Here is a 20,717-nt window from a genome sequence, read left to right as displayed (position 1 = left end):
ATGAGAAAACGAAATATAATACGATTAGCAGCAGATAATGTTATGTCTCATGTTTTGCAACTGGGTGGTAATATTGTGTTGGCAATGGTGTTATTGCTTTTGATTGCTGTGCTGATCAGTGTTTATAGTATGTCAACCAATATCAGACGTTCTTTGCAAGAATCAGGAATCAGGAATATAGATACCTTGTGTGAAATCCGTTTTTTGGATGAACTGGATAGTGAATTACAGTCTGACCCGGCAATGGATATAATAAAATCAGTGGATGGAGTGGAAGCTGTAACCTGTGCGTGGCAAACAGGATATATAAATACCGATCCGGCATTGGAGAAATTGAAAAATATTCAGATAGGCCATAGTTTTCAGGCAATCGATGATGAAGATGGAAAAGATGGCTTATATTATATTGAAATAGATGCAACCATTCAGAATATATGGAAGATGAAATTAGACGAAGGAATCCTAATCGAAGAATTAAAACCGATGGAAGATGGCATGTATTTATATCTGGGATCTGCATATAAGGACAAGATAGAAGTTGGAACAAAATATATTGGCGAAGTGGGAGATCAGTCATATACATATGTAGTTGCCGGGATATTAGAAAAGGGACAAAGTTTTCCGGTTTCACAAATGGAAATGCTGGATTTTTCAGATGTTACAGGAACAATTCCGTTGGATTATGAAGTGTTAGCCTGCCCGGGAGAGATATTTTGTAATCATTCGGATTTCTATTTTTCTATAAAACAAGGACACTCTTATGTAAAGATAAAGAGAAGTCTTATGCAAAAGCTGGCAAAGGCTGGATATAAAGATATAAAAGTGATTGATATTGGTAAAGCAATAGAAAATGGAGAAGAAATGAGTCGGAAGATTAATTATAATATTATTCAGATGTTAATTCTGGTGGGACTCACATTTTGTATTGTACTTTTATGTATACAGATACTTGATTTTTTGCGGAGACGAAGAGAGTATGGAATTATGCTGACGGCGGGATTTTCAATGAAAAATATAACCTGGATGATCCTATGGGAGAATATTCTTAAGTTTCTTCTAGCCTATGGCTGTTCATTATTTCTTGTATGGTGGTTGTTTATTCATATAATAGAGCCTGATCAGTTAATGGTATTTTCTTACAGAAGTATATACTGGAAGCGAGTGGTTCCTATCCTTGGAGAGATAAGCATACTATTTGTTGCATTATCAACAATTTGCCCGGTATTTATGATTTATAAGTGTTCACCGATTGATTTGTTAGGAAAAGAAGGAGAATAGTGATGATAAAACTTCGAAATGTTACAAAAGTATATGAGCATCGGGAGCTTCCGGCGCTTAAGGATGTATCACTGGATGTCCAGGATGGGGAATACATATCGATCATGGGACAATCCGGATCAGGGAAAAGTACATTATTAAATATTATTGGGACTATGGATTATCTGACAAGCGGTGAATACTATTATAATGATATTGCTGTTCATGAGATGAAAGGAGATAAGCTTCACGAATTTCGTCGTAAACATGTGGGATTTGTATTTCAGAATTATGCCTTAATGAAATCTTATACGGTATTTGAAAATGTAGAACTGCCATTACTGGCAGGCAGATATTCCGGTAGGGAAAGAAAAAAACTGGTAAATGAAATGTTAGAATTTACAGGAATCAGGGATTTAGCAGACAAAAAGGTAACCAGGATTTCAGGTGGGGAACAGCAGCGTTGTGCGATTGCAAGATTGATGGTGGCAGGGGGAGATTTGATCCTTGCAGATGAACCGACAGGCGCATTAGATCATGAAATGGGAATCGCGATTATGGAGTTGTTAGAAATGTTGAATAAACGAGGAAAGACATTGATTGTGATAACACATGATCAAGAGATAGGAAGTCGGGCGGATCGTATGATACGTCTTGCAGATGGACAAATATTGGAGGAAGCAAAGTGAGAAATAATTTGGGGAAAGTCACGCTTATGATATCTATATTATTGTGCTTTGGGGGATTAACTGCTTGTGAAAGTGCAAAAGAGAAGAATATATCATATGTAGGGGATGCGGCAAATAGTTTGCATATTCCGGATAGTTATACGGAAGAATGGAAAGTAAATAAGAATACAGTTAAGCTTGCGGTAGAGGGCGTTGAATATATACCAGATTCTGATTTTAGAATATATGAATATAAGCAGATTCCGAATGCTGCAAAACAAAAACAGGAGATTGTTGAAGCTGTGTTTGAGGAAGAGAAAGGGATTTTTGAGAACCGTTTGGAAAATGATTATAAGAATCTGTGCAGAGAGGATCTGGAAACCATACATATATATCAGGAGAAAATTCGAGAATATTATTTGGATCAGGGACAAACATCACAGGCAGTTTCCTGCGATCAAGAAATAGAAAATATTATTGCCTGTGAGGCAGGTGCATCAGATAAACGAGCATTGATACAGAATTATGAGGGACAGAAATATGTTGGATATATCGGAGATAATTTATTCCTTTTGACATTTAAAGAAGAAAATGATTGTATTACAGGAATTACACTGGAGAATTATCTGGGAACTGCGGGTTTATATACATATTACGGAATGAAGACGGATGATACGATCACATTGGAAAATCATCTGGGAGATGTAACAGAATGGATTGTTGACTTAGAGAATACAGTGGAAAACAGATGTGCAAAAGATATGGATTGTGCGCGTGATGAAGCCTTGTTGTTTTTGGAAGCATGTGGAATTACGGATGTAGAGATTTTAGAAGAAGGACCGCTTGGTTATAGTACGTTTGAAAGTGCAAGACCAATTGATTTTAATGGCTATTGTTTTCAGTTTACCAGAGCTGCAGGCAATAGAGGGGCATATACAGCTGAAACGGAGTTGTTTGCGCCATATCCGTTCTGCACATCTGAATTATTTACTGTTTGTGTTGATGATAATGGTGTGATGAATGCGGAACTTTATATTGCAGGGGTGCAGGCAGGAGAAAAATCAGTAACATTAATGGATTTTGAAGATATAGAACCGAAATTCGCAGAACAATATGAGGCATTTTATGCAGCATATCCAGAAATTGATAAACCAGCGGCATTTAATTTTATGGAGCTTGATTATATGCTTGTGGAGGGGAAAAAATTAGGGATGTTTGAGTACAAACCTGTTTGGCTTGTGGCGTATTATGAGGATTTGGATACCTGTTATACATATGATTATTTTTATTATCCTGATTCGCTGCTGGTAATTGACGCTGAAACAGGAGAATATATTGACTATCTAAAACAGAGCTGTTTTCGTTTATATTCTTCAAGAGTAGCTGTTTTCCATAATTGCATTGACAAAGTAACTTTTTAGGTCATATAATTGCTTGGTATTTTAGTGTAGGTTAAATATATATGAAAGATTATTGGCGCACTAGGAAGAAAGGCAGCGTGCATATGAGCATTACAATAGCGGAATTAAAGAATCGAAATAAAGACAGTTACCGGTTGATCGATATCCGGGATGCCATTGAGATCTCTCATGGGGCAGTGCCGGATGCGATTGCGGTTCCTGCGGAAGAAATAGAGACAAGCAGCGAGGTGGATAAGGACAAGCTGCTTGTTATTTTCTGTGCGAGAGGCGTAGTCAGCATTGACGTAGCGGAGCATTTGAAAGAAAAAGGATATCAGGCAGAGAGTCTGGAAGGCGGTTATGCTGCATGGCTGTTGGATGTTATGAGCAAGCCGGAGGAGCAGAACAAGGCGAAGGATGTTGAACTGAGTCTGCGTAAGAAATTCAAGAAAAGCATTTGGTCAAAGTTCACCAAGGCGATCAACACATATGAGCTGGTGAAGCCGGGAGATAAGATTGCAGTCTGTATTTCCGGTGGTAAGGATTCTATGCTGATGGCGAAATGTTTTCAGGAATTGAAGCTGCATAACAAATTTGAATTTGAAGTTAAGTTTCTGGTTATGGATCCGGGTTACAGTGAGGCGAACCGGAAAGTTATAGAAGAAAATGCAAAAAGTCTGAATATCCCGATCACGATATTTGAATCGGATATATTTGAATCTGTATTTACGGTTGAGAAGTCGCCATGTTACCTGTGTGCACGAATGAGACGTGGACATTTGTATCATTTTGCACAGGAGCTTGGCTGTAATAAGATCGCACTTGGTCATCACTATGATGATGTAATTGAAACCATTTTAATGGGTATGCTGTATGGCGCACAGGTGCAGACGATGATGCCGAAGCTTCACAGTACGAATTTTGAAGGGATGGAACTGATCCGTCCGTTATATCTGGTGCGAGAGGATGATATCAAGGCATGGAGGGACTATAATGGTCTGCATTTTATCCAGTGTGCATGCAAATTCACGGACACCTGTACGACCTGTAACAACGAGAACCGTTCCAAGCGTGTTGAGATCAAGGAGCTGATCCAGAACTTAAAGCAGGTAAATCCATATGTGGAAGGTAATATTTTCAAAAGTGTGGAAAATGTAAATCTGGACACAGTTGTTGCATGGAAGCAGCACGGAGAGAAGCATCATTTTCTGGATGCATACGATAGGAAAAATATCTGTACAGAAAATGAAGCAAAGGAATAATGTAACGATTTGACAATAAACAAGATAGGAAGAGGAAATACAAATGAAAAGCAGACAAATTAGAAATTCACTCCTGTTAGTTCTTACGGCATTTATCTGGGGAACCGCATTTGTGGCACAGAGCAAGGGCGGACAGGCACTGGGACCATTTTCTTTTAATTGTATACGAAGTCTGGTTGGAAGTGTAGTGCTGCTTCCGGTGATCAGGTTGCTTGATAAAATTAACCCAAATAATAAAAAGCCAAAGACAGTCGTAGAACAGAGAAAGTTATGGATCGGTGGACTGTGCTGCGGAATGGCATTGTTCTTTGCAAGCTCTGCACAGCAGCTTGGTCTGTATAATGGCACTCCGGCAGGAAAGGCTGGTTTTCTGACGGCTTGCTATATTCTGCTGGTTCCGATTCTTGGTTTGTTTTTAAAGAAAAAATGTGGTTGGAATATCTGGCTTGGAATGGTGATCACGATCGTGGGACTTTATCTTTTATGTATGACAGCGGGTTCGCTATCATTTCAGAACAGTGATCTCTTTGTATTGCTTTGTGCATTTTTGTTTGCTATACATATTCTGGTGATCGATCATTTTTCACCATTGGTTGATGGTGTACGGATGTCCTGTATCCAGTTCCTGGTTGCCGGGGCATTCAGTGCGTTCCCGATGTTCTTTTCAGAGATGAGACATTCGGCAGCAGGAATAGCAGCATGGCTTCCACAGTTACAGTCATGGGATGTATGGGTTGCAATTCTGTATGCCGGTGTGATGTCGAGCGGTGTTGCTTATACCTTGCAGATTATTGCACAGAATGGACTGAATCCGACGCTGGCCTCTATGATCATGAGTCTGGAATCTGTATTTTCAGTACTTGCCGGCTGGGTGATCCTTGGTGAGGTGTTGACCGCCCGCCAGCTCCTTGGCTGCCTGTTGATCTTTATTGCGATTATCTTCGCACAGATTCCTATGGGGGAGAAGAAAGAAGCATAAAACAATTTTAGTAGCATTAAAAATATGCGCGCCAACTTATCACTATATTTTATGGAGCAGACCTATTTGAACGTCGGTCCTTAACGAGTCACCAATAGGTGACGAGTTTAGTACCGCTACGTGAAAATAGAACGAGAGTGTTCTGCGCAATAAAGATATAGTGATAAGCCAGCGCGCATATTTTTTAGATAAAATCAATATATTATTTCTTCTTCTTTTCTTTCAGAATCTTCTTAATGGAATATTTCTCTAACGAATCCTCAAATATCTCACGGAGCGGTCGTGCATTTTTCATAGCAAGGAAGAAATGAGATTTTTCCTTGCGGAGCTCGGCTTCTTCCAGCAGATGCTGTTTGAGTTCATCGATTTTAACGACGATCTCGTATTCAGTAGCCAACTGACGGATCTTTACGATCAGGTTGAAGGAGTAAACGATATCAATCAGGAACACGCCGTAGAAGAATCCGATAAAGAATGAAAATGCAAGATTTCTGGATAACCAGTCAAGTGCTGATAAAACATGTGGATGGATCAGCAGGTAGTAGATCGCGCCGAGAACTGCCCAGAAGAATGAAAACAGTGGACAGATGATTCCCTGAATATTGCCCCATCGGTCTGTGTAGTCCCAGAGTTTTACATTCATTCCCTTAATGAAGATCAATCCGGTGATGTATTCGATCACGGTCATAGCGATCGCCATAAATACAAATAAAACAATCTTCTCAATGATTGGATGTTCATCCAGAAATGACAGGTTAATAGATGCTAACATATACAAGACGCATAGTCCTGATCCATATAGCGGAAGGTAAGGACCGACCAGAAAGCCGGGATTTACCCATTTCTTTGTTGTTCGACCATTTGGAGAACAGAATCTGCGGAAGAACAATTCAATCACCCATCCGATCAGACTTCCGATAAAAAATAAAAACAATAATACAAGAGCTTTATTCATAATATTTCAACCTTTCTGATTTATATTTTTCCATAGAATTATGACTCTTTTTTTCATTGATACAAATTGTGACATATCGCGGTCATAAAGTCAATAAATTAAATGGTTTCTCAAGTTGTTTGTATTGAAAAAGTATGGCAAAATGTGGTACTCTCAGATCAGGTATATGAGGCATTGCAGATAGTGAGAAAGCATATATCTGCATTTTAGAAAATGAGGGATAGGGAGATATGTATAAGATCAGAGAAAATGCGGATCGGGAGAAATGTATCCTGTTGATTCCAGCAATGTTAGATGCACATTTTCCATTGTTAAAATATGCGTTTTATTCAAAAAATTATCATCCGGTGATTTTAAAAAATGAAAAAGATATAACGGATATTGGATTAAAATATGTCAATAACGATATGTGTTATCCGATCATCTTAAATGCAGGACAGATGATAGCAGCTCTTCAATCAGGGAAATATGATCTGAACCGTACAAAATTATTAATGCCGACTGCCGGAGATGCATGTCGTGGTTCAAATTATCTGCATGTGTTAAAGGCGGCTGTTCGGAAAGCAGGATTTCCGCAAGCTCAGGTATTGTCGTTAAACATTCAGGGATTGGAGAAGGGGGAGCAGATGAAGCTGGAACCTGATATGGTCTGGCGTGCGTTATTTGGATTGTTTTATGGTGATATTCTGATGCTTTTACTAAATCAGGTCAGACCAAATGAAGTGCATAAAGGTGAGGCACAAAGGAAATGGAAGAAATGGATCAGGATTCTTGCATATGATCTTCGGGAAGGAAAACATCTGACAATTTCAAGAATGAAACAGAATTTTATAAGGATTGCGGCGGATTTTTCAAAAATTGAACTGGTGAAGCCGAGAAAGCAACGAATAGGGATCGTCGGAGAGATTTATATAAAGTATTGTCATTTGGGAAACTGGGATATGATCCGTTTTCTCGAAAAGAATAATTGCGAATCCCATACAAATGGATTATCCTGGTACGCGATGTATTATATAGATTCGCATTTATCGGATGTAAGCAAAATAGAACAGGTGGCTTATCGTATTGGGTTAAAACTGTTCGGAAGTCTTCAGAGATCCATGATTGCAGCAATGCGGCAGTATGGATTTTATTCGATGGAAGAATTTCAAATAATGAAAAAAGAGGCTGATGGTTATGTAAACTGGACATATAGAACAGGTGATGGCTGGCTGATCGGTGCAGAGATGGTAGGACATATTCTGCATGACTGCAAAAAGGTATTGGCAGTTCAACCGTTTGGATGTATGCCAAATCATATCTGTGGGAGGGGATTGTATCCTTCCATTCAGCAAAAGCTTCCGGAAGGGCGTATTGTGAGTGCTGATGTAGATTCCGGTTCTTCAAAGTTGAATGTTTATAACCGTGCCAGAATGTTGGTGGATATGCATATTTAACAGAATAGATGGTAATCTTTCTCAATATGCGGTATACTTACTGTGCATTCTTTAACAAAAAATGAAAACATAACAGACAAAGGAGAAAATTGTCATGAATATAAAAGAGATGCAGGATGAAATAATGAGAATAAAGAAGGAAAAGGATATTTGTATTCTTGCACATGCCTACCAGAGCCATGATATCTGGGAAGTAGCTGACTATGTAGGAGATTCCTTTGGCCTTGCACAGAGAGCAGCGGAAGCACCTCAAAAGACTATGATCATGTGTGGTGTGCGTTTTATGGCAGAGACTGTAAAACTGTTATCACCGGAAAAGACAGTATATCTGCCGGAGCCGGATGCCGGATGCCCGATGGCAGACCAGATCGACTATGATCTGTTAGCTGCCCTTCGTGAGAAGAATCCGGATTATACAGTTGTAGCATATGTGAATACTACAACGGAAGTAAAGACATTAAGTGATGTCTGTGTTACTTCTTCTTCCGCAGTAAAGATCGTGAAGAATATGCCGGAAAAGGATATTTTATTTATTCCTGACTGTAATCTCGGTTCATGGGTAAAGAAGCAGGTACCGGAAAAGAATATTAAGCTGGTATCGGGCGGCTGTCCGACACATGTCAGAGTAACCGTAAAAGATGTAGAGAAAGCAAAAACAGCTCATCCAAATGCATTACTTCTGGTACATCCGGAATGTTTAAAGGAAGTAACGGAGCTTGCAGACTATGCCGGAAGTACAACCGGAATTATGGATTATGCAGCAAAGAGTGATGCAAAAGAATTCATTATCGGTACGGAGAATAGTATCGTGTCACACCTTCAGCTTGCACACCCGGAGAAGCGTTTCTATGCATTGTCTAAGGATTGTGTATGCCACAACATGAAGATGACGACACTTGGTGATGTCTATAACTGCGTGGTAAATGGTGAGGGCGAGAGCATTACCCTTACAGAGGAGACAATGCAGAAAGCCAGAAAGAGCATCGATGCGATGCTGCGCCTTGGCTAGAAGCCGGACGATCACTGTATTTCATATAAACAGAAATAGCAGGAAAAATGCGAAACTTACTTTGCTTCGATTGGTTTTTATATGCACGGGATTTCGGACACGATAAAATCGTTGTGTCCTCCATCCCGGCACAAAATCATCGAAACGCAGGCGTTTTCGCAACATTTTCCTGCTATTTTGTTTATTATACAATACGGTGATCTGTCCGAGAGGTCAGTTTACATAATCTGATATCTGGTATTTGCATATGTGACATATTGATATGGTCAGTTTGGATATAAGAAAAAGTTTGAAATTGAATATTTCAACATGGTCAGATAATTTTATAATAAATCCTAGCAGGTTTGTAGTGAATCTGTTCGTGATTTTGAGTAGTGATATTCAAGGATGAATATGTTACAGATAAATACACACATCAAATGAAAAAAGGAGTTACGATTATGGCAAACAGACAGTATGAATTAAACAAAGAATTGGCACAGATGTTAAAGGGTGGCGTTATCATGGATGTAACAACACCGGAGCAGGCAAAGATCGCCGAGGCAGCAGGTGCTTGTGCAGTTATGGCACTGGAGCGTATTCCTGCTGACATCAGAGCAGCAGGTGGTGTATCAAGAATGAGTGATCCTAAGATGATCAAAGGTATTCAGGATGCAGTATCTATCCCTGTTATGGCAAAGTGCCGTATCGGACATTTTGTAGAAGCTCAGCTTCTTGAAGCAATCGAGATCGATTACATTGATGAGAGTGAAGTTCTTTCACCTGCTGATGATGTATATCACATCGACAAGACAAAGTTCAAAGTACCATTTGTATGTGGTGCTAAGGATCTCGGCGAGGCACTTCGTAGAATCAATGAAGGTGCATCCATGATCCGTACAAAGGGTGAACCCGGTACAGGTGATGTTGTCCAGGCTGTAAGACATATGAGAATGATGAACAGCGAGATCGCACGTATTTCTTCTATGCGTGAAGATGAATTATATGATGCAGCAAAGGTTCTTCAGGTTCCATATGACCTTGTATTATATGTACATGAGCACAAGCGCCTTCCGGTTGTAAACTTCGCAGCAGGCGGTGTTGCTACACCGGCAGACGCAGCTCTTATGATGCAGCTTGGTGCTGAAGGCGTATTCGTTGGATCCGGTATCTTCAAGTCAGGAAATCCGGAGAAGCGTGCAAATGCCATCGTTAAGGCTGTTACAAACTTCACAGATGCAAAACTGATCGCTGAATTATCAGAGGATCTTGGTGAAGCTATGGTTGGTATCAATGAGAGCGAGATCGAACTCCTTATGGCTGAGCGTGGTAAGTAAAATATCAGACAGACAAATAGATGCGGATATCGTAATGATGGATGATCGACATAAGCGAAAGGATGAACTGACACGATGAAGATAGCAGTATTAGCGGTTCAGGGCGCATTTATCGAACACGAGAAAATGTTAGAGAGCCTTGGAGCAGAAACAATAGAACTCAGACAGAAAAGTGATCTGGAACAGGATTTTGACGGTATCGTTTTGCCGGGTGGCGAAAGCACTGTTCAGGGTAAGCTGTTAAAAGAGCTTGATATGTATGATGTATTAAAAGAAAAGATCGAACAGGGCATGCCGGTTCTTGCAACCTGTGCGGGACTGATCCTTCTTGCAGAAGAACTGTCCAATGATGATAAACGTCATTTTGCGACCCTTCCGGTCTGCGTAAAGAGAAATGCATATGGCAGACAGCTTGGAAGCTTTCATTATGATGGCGAGATCAAAGGTCTTGGAGTATATCCGATGGAATTTATCCGTGCACCATATATCGAGAGTGTAAAGCCGGGTGTTGAGGTATTAGCCGAGGTAGATGGTCACATTGTAGCGGTAAAATATCAGAACCAGATCGCACTGGCATTCCATCCGGAGCTTTCCGATGATACCCGTATTCATCAGATGTTCTTAGACATGATCAAATAAGGACAATAAAAGTAAACAATAAGATAACGGTATTTATTATTGAACAGGTTGACTGTACGATAATAAATACCGTTTTTTATTGTTCATATATAAGAACTATGTGATATCCCGCCCTGCGCCTGTCCTTATAGAAATGCCATTGCGAGGATTTCGTTATGAACTGCACATTGTTAGTAAATACGGGTGCTTGTTTGAGCCGAAGGCGAGTTAGCACAGGAGTATTTACGAATTTAACATGTGCAGTGAGTAGAAAACGCAGCACGGCATTTCTATAAGGACAGGCACAGGGCGGGATGCCATAGAGTTTTTGTCTATCTATAGAATGTAAAAAACTTGCATAATGCTTTCTTCCCACATATAATATTTTATAACTATGGTATCGCAAAGGGGGTGTGATGCCGGCAGGAATAATGTGAAGGGCGGTTTGCTATGCTGACATATGCACTGGAAAATCGAGGAACAGATACGTTATATGAATATCTGTACAAGCAGATCAAAACAGATATTTTGTCTAAGAAGCTTGTAGCAGGGGAACGTTTGCCATCGAAGCGTCTGCTTGCAAAAAATCTGAATGTCAGCACGATCACCGTGGAAAATGCATACAGTCAGTTGGTTGCCGAAGGATATATATATTCGATTCCGAAAAGCGGTTATTATGTTACGGACATTTCGGCAGATCTGATGAAGCCGTTGCCGGAGCGACCGGCGAAGCAATTTGAAAAGCCGAAAGAAAAGAAAACATATTTTGCGGATTTTGCCAGTAACTCAACGGTAGAGGATGCGTTTCCATTCAGCATCTGGTCAAAGCTTTTAAAAGAAGTGATGGCGGAAAACAGCAAAGAGCTGATGTCCCGATCACCGTCCAAGGGTGTCTATGAGCTGCGAAGCGCCGTAGCAGGCTATCTGTATCAGTTCCGTGGTATGGATGTGAAGCCGGAGCAGGTCATCATAGGAGCCGGAACAGAATATCTCTATGGTCTTATCATTCAGCTGCTTGGCTATGACAAATGTTATGCGGTCGAAGATCCGGGGTATCAGAAGATATCAAGGATCTATCAGGCGCAGAATGTATGCTGCAAATTTGTGGCAATGGATGGAAATGGGATCAATATGGAGGCTCTGGAAGAATCTGGCGCAGATGTACTTCATATTTCGCCGGCGCATCATTTTCCGACCGGACTGGTAACACCTGTCAGCAGGAGATATGAATTGTTATCTTGGGCATCAAGAAAGGACAACCGCTATATCATCGAAGATGAATATGACAGTGAATTTCGACTGGTTGGCAAGCCGGTACCTACACTTGAAAGTATCGATGTGGGCGAAAAGGTCATCTATATCAACACATTTTCCAAGAGCCTTTCCTCTACGATCCGTATCAGTTATATGGTTCTCCCGGAGAGTTTGATGCGGCGATATGATGAGATGCTCAGCTTTTATGCATGTACGGTGTCAAATATCGAGCAATATACACTTGCAAGATTTATCACCGATGGTTGTCTGGAAAAACACATCAACCGCATGCGTAATTATTACAGAGAACAGCGGGATCTGGTGCTTGCATGCATTAAAAAATATATGAATCCGGACAAGATTCGTATTCGCGAAGAGAATTCAGGGCTGCATTTCCTGTTGGAGATTGATACAAATTACAGTGACGATCGGCTGCGGAATAATGCCGAAGCAAGAGATATTCACATTTCATTTCTCAGCCAGTATTATAGAAATACCGAAAATGCCAGATATCATACACTGGTTATTAATTATTCCGGTATCATGCCGGAGCATATAGAAGAAGCAGTCAGAAGATTGATTGAAAGTATCGAATAAAGAGTGTGCGGGTGTTAATATAAGGAACCATATAAGGAGGAATCATATGAAGATATCGTTTGATACAATCGCAGAATCAGCGATCGAGAATTTTAAAGGGGGAGAAGGAACATTCCATGTGCATATGTTTCAGGATATGAACAACAAGATCATGAAGGGCAGACTTGTGCCTGGTTCATCGATCGGAACACATACACATGAGGGAAACAGTGAAATTATTTATGTACTTTCCGGTGTCGGAACGATGGAGTATGAGGACACCAAAGAGAAGCTGTATCCGGGCGACTGCCATTATTGTCCGCAGGGAGCAACCCACAGCCTGTCAAACGAAGGCACCGAAGACCTCATATTCTTCGCTGTTGTACCGGAACACGAGCACTGAGCGTCAAACATACTCCTAAGGTTTATATGATTGCTAATGTTAGTATATAAACAGATAAGAGACAGGGGCAGAGGATATATATTTTATGAAGCAGACCTGTTCGAACGTCGGTCCTTGGTGAACTGCATAAGCAGTGAGCCTAGTACCGCTACGTGAGAATAGAACGAAAGTGTTCTGCGGAATAAAGATATATATCCTCTGCCCCTGTCTCTTATCGTTCGGTTATCATACAGCCACCACCTCACACACTGTGAGGATGTTGCCGTTGATGTGGAAGTGCACGTCGAAGCCTGCGAAGGCGACGCCATATCTGCGGTCGGGATCGTGCTGGTAGCCGGGACGCGGATCTTCTGCAAGAATGCCGATCAGGGCAGGACGCTTGGCTTCCGGAATCATTGCAAGAAGCTCCGGCGGAAAGGTGACATCCAGCTTTTCCGTATGAATGTGTTCGGTAAAACCACCGGTGGCATCCGGGTGGCAGTCTGTATATGGAATATAAGGTTTGATATCATATACAGGAGTACCGTTTAATAGATCAACACCAGAGATATGCAGGATCGGACCATAGTCATCGGTATATTCAATTCCTGTCAATTTTACAGAAGACAGACCTATATTATTTGGGCGGAACGGCGATCTGGTCGCGAATACGCCCATTCTTTTATTGCCGCCAAGTTTCGGCGGCTTTACTGTTGCACTCCAGTTCTCCCGTTTGGCTTTATGGAATTCCCACAGGATCCAGATATGGGAGAAATCCTCCAGCCCCCGGAAGGCTTCCGGCTGTCTGTATTCCGGCAGAAAAACGACCGTTCCGGTCAGTTCATCCACCAGACCGCTCTGTCTGGGAATCCCAAATTTTTCCTGAAAATCTGTATATACGTGTCCGATGATATTCATGATGCTTTTATTCTTCCTTTCAAAAACGGAATTGTATCTGCTGTTCATAGTAACATGAATATTTTTTATTTTCCATAGAAACTCATAAAGTGCGTTTCTTCATAATTTTACATTTCTTCCGTTTACACAAAGTTTTTACTTTTCCTTTACTTTGGGATGGTGATGTATTTTACATAGATGCCGTATGATAATCCTGCGATCCGGAAAAGGGCGCGCGATCCGGTTTCGCAATTTACATAATTTTGAATGGATCAGAAAGATGAACGATTCTGAGCCCAGAGAGTCAATTGGAGGAAAATTAAAATGAAAAAAGGAAATAAGATTTTAGCGTTAACATTAAGTGCAGCACTTGCGGCAGGATGCCTTGCAGGATGTGGAAGTAAAGGTGGTTCAGATTCCAAGAGCGGAAGTTTTGATACATCACAGGAGATCTCAGTTGTATCCAGAGAGGAAGGCTCAGGTACAAGAGGAGCATTTGTGGAACTGACCGGTGTAGAAGAAAAGGACGCAGATGGAAATAAAGTTGATAAGACAACTACGAGCGCGATTACAGCAAACAGTACAGAAGTAGTTCTCACAACAGTTGCAGGAGACGATTATTCGATTGGTTATATCTCACTTGGAGCATTAAATGATACCGTAAAGGCAGTTAAGATTGGCGGCGTTGAAGCAACAGCAGATAATATCAACAACGGTACATACACATTATCAAGACCATTCAACATTGTAACAAAGGGTCAGGTAAGTGATGTAGCACAGGATTTTATCAACTATATTATGAGTGAAGATGGACAGAAGATCGTATCAAGCAATGGTTACATCGAGATTGCAAATTCAGGAGCATTTAAGTCTTCAGGAGCAACCGGTAAAATCGTAATTGCCGGATCATCATCTGTAACTCCTGTTATGGAGAAATTAACAGAGGCATATAAGGCAGTGAACAGTGGTGCGGATATCGAGCTTCAGGAATCTGATTCAACAACAGGTATTACAGCAGCGGCAGATGGTACATGTGATATCGGTATGGCATCCAGAGAACTGAAGGATAGCGAGACAGGTGAAGGACTTACAGCTACTGTAATCGCAATGGATGGTATCGCAGTTATTGTAAATAAGAATAACCCTGCAACTGATTTAACTACCGATCAGGTAAAATCAATCTTTACAGGAGAAGCAGCAACCTGGGCAGATGTCAAATAGTAAGGAGTGTCCTCTATGCAAAAGTTTAAAGAAATATTCATGCATATCGTATTCCTGTTAGCGGCATTTGTATCGATAGCAGCGGTTTTATTGATCTGTGTGTTCTTATTTGCAAGTGGTATTCCTGCCATGAAGGAAATCGGTCTGACTGATTTCCTCTTTGGCAAAGTCTGGAGACCGACCAATGATTATTTTGGAATCCTTCCGTTTATTCTTGGCAGTATCTACGTTACGGCCGGGGCAATCGTGATCGGCGTTCCGATCGGACTTCTGACAGCGATATTTTTATCAAAATTCTGCCCACCAAAAGCATATAAGGTCATTAAACCATTTATCAATCTGATGGCAGGAATCCCATCGGTTGTATACGGATTTTTTGGAATGTGTGTACTTGTTCCGGCAGTCAGACAGATTTTCGGAGTGAACGGAAATACAATGCTTACCGCATCTGTACTGCTTGGCATCATGATACTTCCGACGATCATCAGTGTATCTGAAACTTCGATCAGTGCAGTCCCGGATAAATATTATCAGGGTGCATTAGCACTTGGAGCGACACATGAAAGAAGTGTATTTCTTACCGTAGTACCGGCTGCAAGATCCGGTATCATGGCAGCGATCATCTTGGGCGTTGGTCGTGCGATCGGTGAGACAATGGCTGTTATCATGGTGGCGGGAAATCAGGTCCATATGCCGAAAGGATTGATGAAGGGTGTTAGAACCATGACTGCAAATATCGTAATGGAAATGGGTTATGCCCAGGATCTTCACAGAGAGGCTCTGATCGCAACAGGCGTTGTATTGTTTGTATTCATTCTGATCATTAACCTGCTGTTTTCAATTTTAAAAAGAAAGACGGTGAACTAAATGGGAAAAAGAAATTTACTTGCGGAATATAAAAGACGTCCCGGCTCACTGATCCTTCGGATACTTGTTTATCTGGCAGCAGCTTTGACGTTGGTTTGTATTGCTTTTATTTTGATCTATATTCTTGCAAAAGGAATTCCGAATCTGACACCGGATCTGTTCAAGCTGGAATATACATCGGATAATTGCTCGATGCTTCCGGCATTGGTTAATACGTTGTTTATGACATTACTGTCACTGCTGATTGCGGGACCGATCGGTATCTTCGCAGCTATTTATCTGGTGGAGTATGCAAAATCAGGAAATAAGCTGGTTGGAATTGTACGTATCACTGCAGAAACACTGACAGGTATTCCATCTATTGTATATGGTTTGTTCGGAATGATCTTATTTATGACAAAGCTTGGATGGGGATTGTCCCTGCTGTCCGGTGCGTTTACACTGGCGATCATGGTGCTTCCGGTTATCATGAGAACAACAGAAGAAGCCTTGCTGGCTGTTCCAAAGTCATACAGAGAAGGAAGCTTTGGACTTGGTGCAGGAAAACTTCGTACAGTATTTAAGGTTGTTTTACCGAGTGCTGTTCCGGGTATTTTATCCGGTGTTATCCTTGCAACCGGGCGAATTGTCGGGGAGACAGCAGCGTTGATCTATACGGCAGGCAGTGTGCCGAGAATAGCGAAGAATTTATTTTCTTCCACACGAACCTTGTCCGTACATATGTATCTTCTTTCCAAAGAGGGACTTCATACGGATCAGGCATATGCAACAGCCGTTGTTCTTCTTGTATTCGTAGTATTGATTAATTTCGCATCCGATGCAATTGCAAAGAAAATGTCGGCGAAAACAGAAAAAGACAGATAACAGATAGATGTAAACGGAGATAAATAGATGAGCAATATAAAATTTGATGTAAAAAATCTGAATCTTCACTATGGTAAATTCCATGCGTTGAAAGATGTAAATATGGAAATACCGGAAAAACAGATTACAGCATTTATCGGACCTTCCGGATGCGGTAAATCAACATTTTTAAAATGTTTAAACCGTATGAATGATCTGGTGGAAGGTTGTAACATCACGGGTGATGTGAAGTTAGATGGTGAAGATATATTTGACGGAATGGATGTAAATCTGTTAAGAAAACGGGTTGGAATGGTGTTTCAGAATCCGAATCCTTTCCCAATGAGTGTATATGACAATATAGCATATGGTCCAAGGACACATGGTATTCATAGTAAAGAAAAACTGGATGAGATCGTAGAACGATCTCTCAAACAGGCGGCAATATGGGATGAATTAAAAGACAGACTGAAGAAATCGGCACTGGGTCTTTCCGGCGGACAGCAGCAGAGACTTTGTATCGCCAGAGCACTTGCGGTTGAACCGGAGGTCTTACTGATGGATGAACCGACATCAGCACTTGATCCGATTTCTACGTCAAAGATCGAAGATCTTGCTATGGAGCTGAAACATGATTATACGATTATCATGGTTACACATAATATGCAGCAGGCAACCCGTATTGCAGACAAGACAGCATTCTTCTTACTGGGTCAGGTGATCGAATTTGATGATACCGAGAAGATGTTCTCGAAACCACAGGATAAGAGAACTGAGGATTATATCACAGGAAGATTTGGTTAAAAGGAGTAAAGATAATGAGGACAAATTATGACAGACAGTTGAAAAAACTCAATGATGAAATGGTTGAGATGGGATCCATGATCGAGGGTGTGATCGAAAAGGCGATCAAAGCACTTGTAAATCAGGATGTTGATCTGGCACAGGAGGTTATCCGCAGGGATGATCAGATCAATCAGCAGGAAAAGGATATTGAGAGTCTGTGTTTTAAACTTCTTTTAATGGAGCAGCCGGTTGCAACAGATCTTCGTCAGGTTTCATCTGCACTGAAAATGGTAACGGATATGGAACGTATCGGTGATCATGCAGCAGATATTTCTGAACTGACGATCCAGATGGCAGGCAAACCTTATGTAAAAGAATTGGAACATATTAAGGCAATGGCAAAAGAAAGCATGGTCATGTTGGTTGACAGTATAGAAGCATATGTGAATCTTGATCTTACAAAAGCAAGAAAAGTTATTGCCCAGGATGATGTGGTAGATGATCTGTTTATAAAAGTGAAGAGTGAATTGATCAATCTGATCCACAGGAATGCAGATGCAGGGGAACAGGAAACCGATCTTTTGATGGTTGCAAAATATCTGGAGCGGATTGGCGATCATGCAACGAATATTTCAGAATGGGTCATATATTATATAACAGGAGAACATATTTCCGGAAATTAAGAGTCTTATAGGATACAGGATCAGGAGGTGATTGTCATGAGACGTATATGGAATATGACAGCAGATGCCGGTAAAGGAAAAAGTAAACAGCACCTGATAAAAATGTTTTTGTTATTGAACAGTATCGTCTGGGGCGTGATCGCTGTGGTTGTAGCTGTCACGTTGAAAGGAATCGGGCTTATGTCATCATGGAGTATGGCAGAGAGCATTTTGGTATCGGCAGGATATGGTATTTGTCTGGTAGGATTGATTGGCGGTATCGTATGTATTTTACAAAACGACGGTCCTGACAGAACGTATCTTGAACAGCGACAGGAAGAATATTAAACGCATTCAGCGTGAAATGTAAAACAAATTTTAAAATTTTACACAGACTTTACGTAGGAATCCTTTCCTTTTTACATACCTGTTATACGATGATGTGCGAAGGTACAAATGTCTAATTTATGTAAAAAGGAAGGAATTTTTTTATGAGTATTTTTGATGTACTTGCACTGTTTGGCGGACTTGCATTGTTTTTATTTGGTATGAACGTAATGGGAGACGGCCTGACCCGTGCGGCGGGCGGTAAGATGGAACGTATCCTTGAAAAGCTGACTTCAACGCCGATCAAAGGGGTGCTGCTTGGAGCGTCTGTAACAGCGGTTATTCAGTCATCATCGGCTACAACCGTTATGGTTGTTGGCTTTGTAAATTCCGGGATTATGAAACTGCGTCAGGCGGTCGGCATTATCATGGGTGCCAATATCGGTACGACAGTTACTTCCTGGATCTTAAGTTTGTCAGGAATTCAGGGAGACAGTATCTGGATCCGGATGTTAAAGCCATCCTCATTTTCTCCGATCCTAGCGGTTATCGGTATTGCATTTCTGATGTTTTCCAAGAATGAGAAAAAACATGATATTGGCATGATCTTTTTGGGATTTACGATCCTTATGTACGGAATGGATGCAATGAGCGGTGCGGTTGCTCCTCTTGCAGATGTTCCTGAATTTGCAAATGTGCTTTTAATGTTCTCAAATCCTGTACTCGGAATGATCGTAGGAACATTATTTACAGCAATCATCCAGAGCTCATCGGCATCGGTTGGTATCTTACAGGCACTTTGCATGACAGGAGCAGTTACATATGGAACGGCACTTCCTATTATAATGGGACAGAATATCGGTACTTGTGTAACGGCATTATTATCCAGTATCGGAGCAAAGAAAAATGCGAAACGTGCAGCTTTTGTACATCTTTACTTTAATCTGATCGGAACCATTCTCTTTATGATCGTATTCTATTCAATCAATGCATTTGTAAATTTCGGTGTATTACAGGATATGGCAACTCCGGCTGGCATTGCAGTGATCCACAGTATATTTAATATTCTGACAACAATTGTATTACTTCCGTTTGGAAAGGGTCTTGAGAAGCTGGCAACTCTTACGATCCGTGAGAAAGAAGAACCTGTTGAGGAGATTGCGGAGCTTGTACCGTTAAAGCATCTGGATGCCAGATTCCTGGAGCAGCCGGCGTTTGCCGTTACACAGAGCATGGATGTTATGAATCAGATGGCAGGGTATTCAGCTGAAGCGTTATACGATTCATTAGAGTTGATGAAGGATTATTCGGATGAGAAGTGGCAACGTGTTGAGGCTTTGGAAGATATCGTAGACAAATACGAAGATGAACTCGGAACGTATCTGGCGAAGGTCAGCGGAAAAGAACTGGCAGAGGAAGACAGCAAACGTGTATCCAATGGGCTTCATTGTATCGGAGATCTGGAGCGTATCTCCGACCATGCATTAGCGATCGCAGAAATTTATGCTAAGATGCACAAGGAAGAAATGGTATTCTCAGATAAAGCAATGGCAGAATTAAATCTGTATTCAAATGCAGTTTATGAGATTATGAGCATGACCTGTAAAGCACTGAATGAAGATGATATGAAAATAGCAAAGAGGATTGAACCATTGGAGGAAGTAATTAATGGGCTGAATGCTACGATCAAAAAGCAGCATATCAAACGTCTGCAGAAGGGAAAATGTACGATCGAGCTTGGTATCGCTCTTGAAAATCTTCTGAATAATTATGAACGTGTGGCAGATCACTGTTCAAATGTGGCAGCATCACTGCTTCAGGTTAAGACAGACAGCTTTGATACGCATGAGTATCTGAACCGGGTCAAACAGGAATCAAATGTAGAGTTTCAGGCGATGTACAGCATGTATAAGGAAAAGTACAGTTTATAGTAAAGTATACGATATCATAAAGTGTAAATTACTTTGACCATATATTAGAAATATATTATTATAGATAAGAA

20 protein-coding genes are annotated in these 20,717 nt (G+C 40.9%); 18 read left to right on the top strand and 2 right to left on the bottom strand.

All coding sequences use genetic code 11. The annotated features are described in order from the left end of the window. The 5 genes from WKT03_RS10290 (at position 1) to WKT03_RS10270 (ending at position 5,566) form a co-directional block, all read left to right on the top strand. Positions 1-1,278, top strand: coding sequence for an ABC transporter permease (locus WKT03_RS10290; protein ID WP_262530061.1), 1,278 nt, complete (start codon positions 1-3; stop codon positions 1,276-1,278). Between the two features lie 2 nt (positions 1,279-1,280). Continuing rightward, positions 1,281-1,946, top strand: coding sequence for an ABC transporter ATP-binding protein (locus WKT03_RS10285; protein ID WP_340391851.1), 666 nt, complete (start codon positions 1,281-1,283; stop codon positions 1,944-1,946). Then, positions 1,943-3,346: a hypothetical protein gene (locus tag WKT03_RS10280; RefSeq protein WP_340391849.1), complete on the top strand. Its 1,404-nt coding sequence runs from the start codon at positions 1,943-1,945 to the stop codon at positions 3,344-3,346. Before WKT03_RS10285 ends, WKT03_RS10280 begins: the two co-directional genes overlap by 4 nt. 83 nt (positions 3,347-3,429) lie before the next feature. Beyond that, the gene (locus tag WKT03_RS10275) at positions 3,430-4,587 is read left to right on the top strand and encodes an ATP-binding protein (protein ID WP_340391847.1); all 1,158 of its coding nucleotides are present in this window, start codon (positions 3,430-3,432) and stop codon (positions 4,585-4,587) included. Between the two features lie 43 nt (positions 4,588-4,630). After that, complete coding sequence (locus WKT03_RS10270) at positions 4,631-5,566, top strand: DMT family transporter (RefSeq protein WP_340391845.1); 936 nt, start codon at positions 4,631-4,633, stop codon at positions 5,564-5,566. A 202-nt stretch (positions 5,567-5,768) separates the two neighbouring features. On the opposite strand, the gene WKT03_RS10265 is transcribed toward WKT03_RS10270, so the two are convergent. Beyond that, on the bottom strand, positions 5,769-6,521 hold the full coding sequence (locus WKT03_RS10265) for a putative ABC transporter permease (RefSeq protein ID WP_021945002.1): 753 nt from the start codon (positions 6,519-6,521) through the stop codon (positions 5,769-5,771). A gap of 230 nt (positions 6,522-6,751) precedes the next feature. Here WKT03_RS10265 and WKT03_RS10260 point away from each other — a divergent pair, with 230 nt between their 5' ends. From WKT03_RS10260 to WKT03_RS10235, 6 genes are all read left to right on the top strand, one after another. Next, entirely contained in the window at positions 6,752-7,957 is a 1,206-nt protein-coding gene (locus tag WKT03_RS10260) for a hypothetical protein (RefSeq protein WP_340391843.1), read from the top strand. 94 nt (positions 7,958-8,051) lie between these two features. Continuing rightward, complete coding sequence (gene nadA, locus WKT03_RS10255; protein WP_340391842.1) at positions 8,052-8,966, top strand: quinolinate synthase NadA; 915 nt, start codon at positions 8,052-8,054, stop codon at positions 8,964-8,966. Between the two features lie 440 nt (positions 8,967-9,406). Continuing rightward, positions 9,407-10,282 (top strand): pyridoxal 5'-phosphate synthase lyase subunit PdxS, encoded by an 876-nt coding sequence (gene pdxS / locus WKT03_RS10250; RefSeq protein WP_021944999.1) that lies wholly within the window; start codon positions 9,407-9,409, stop codon positions 10,280-10,282. 75 nt (positions 10,283-10,357) lie between these two features. Beyond that, positions 10,358-10,921: a pyridoxal 5'-phosphate synthase glutaminase subunit PdxT gene (gene pdxT / locus WKT03_RS10245; RefSeq protein WP_021944998.1), complete on the top strand. Its 564-nt coding sequence runs from the start codon at positions 10,358-10,360 to the stop codon at positions 10,919-10,921. A gap of 429 nt (positions 10,922-11,350) precedes the next feature. After that, entirely contained in the window at positions 11,351-12,751 is a 1,401-nt protein-coding gene (gene pdxR / locus WKT03_RS10240; RefSeq protein WP_340391840.1) for a MocR-like pyridoxine biosynthesis transcription factor PdxR, read from the top strand. A gap of 46 nt (positions 12,752-12,797) precedes the next feature. Then, complete coding sequence (locus WKT03_RS10235; protein ID WP_021944996.1) at positions 12,798-13,133, top strand: cupin domain-containing protein; 336 nt, start codon at positions 12,798-12,800, stop codon at positions 13,131-13,133. A 225-nt stretch (positions 13,134-13,358) separates the two neighbouring features. Here the strand turns inward: WKT03_RS10235 and tsaA are convergent, their stop codons facing one another. After that, positions 13,359-14,030, bottom strand: a complete 672-nt coding sequence (gene tsaA / locus WKT03_RS10230) for a tRNA (N6-threonylcarbamoyladenosine(37)-N6)-methyltransferase TrmO (protein WP_340391838.1) — start codon at positions 14,028-14,030, stop codon at positions 13,359-13,361. Positions 14,031-14,333: 303 nt separating this feature from the next. On the opposite strand from tsaA, the gene WKT03_RS10225 reads away from it, so the two are divergent. The 7 genes from WKT03_RS10225 (at position 14,334) to WKT03_RS10195 (ending at position 20,646) form a co-directional block, all read left to right on the top strand. Beyond that, positions 14,334-15,230 carry a substrate-binding domain-containing protein gene (locus WKT03_RS10225; protein ID WP_021944994.1) on the top strand — a complete coding sequence of 299 codons (897 nt, stop codon included), beginning with the start codon at positions 14,334-14,336 and terminating at the stop codon, positions 15,228-15,230. A gap of 15 nt (positions 15,231-15,245) precedes the next feature. After that, positions 15,246-16,097 (top strand): phosphate ABC transporter permease subunit PstC, encoded by an 852-nt coding sequence (gene pstC, locus WKT03_RS10220; protein WP_021944993.1) that lies wholly within the window; start codon positions 15,246-15,248, stop codon positions 16,095-16,097. Beyond that, positions 16,098-16,961: a phosphate ABC transporter permease PstA gene (pstA, locus tag WKT03_RS10215; RefSeq protein WP_008402765.1), complete on the top strand. Its 864-nt coding sequence runs from the start codon at positions 16,098-16,100 to the stop codon at positions 16,959-16,961. 27 nt (positions 16,962-16,988) lie between these two features. Next, positions 16,989-17,744, top strand: coding sequence for a phosphate ABC transporter ATP-binding protein PstB (gene pstB / locus WKT03_RS10210; RefSeq protein WP_117785649.1), 756 nt, complete (start codon positions 16,989-16,991; stop codon positions 17,742-17,744). A 14-nt stretch (positions 17,745-17,758) separates the two neighbouring features. Beyond that, positions 17,759-18,409, top strand: coding sequence for a phosphate signaling complex protein PhoU (phoU, locus tag WKT03_RS10205; RefSeq protein ID WP_340391836.1), 651 nt, complete (start codon positions 17,759-17,761; stop codon positions 18,407-18,409). Between the two features lie 36 nt (positions 18,410-18,445). Further along, on the top strand, positions 18,446-18,736 hold the full coding sequence (locus WKT03_RS10200) for a hypothetical protein (RefSeq protein WP_117807158.1): 291 nt from the start codon (positions 18,446-18,448) through the stop codon (positions 18,734-18,736). A gap of 143 nt (positions 18,737-18,879) precedes the next feature. Continuing rightward, entirely contained in the window at positions 18,880-20,646 is a 1,767-nt protein-coding gene (locus WKT03_RS10195; protein ID WP_340391833.1) for a Na/Pi cotransporter family protein, read from the top strand. Positions 20,647-20,717 lie beyond the last annotated feature (71 nt).

Source organism: Coprococcus sp. HCN-4056 (assembly GCF_037892645.1).
GTDB classification, from domain to species: Bacteria; Bacillota; Clostridia; order Lachnospirales; family Lachnospiraceae; genus Coprococcus; species Coprococcus ammoniilyticus.
Note: the sequence above shows the minus strand (reverse complement) of the source record. Positions and strands in the feature narration are given on the sequence as shown.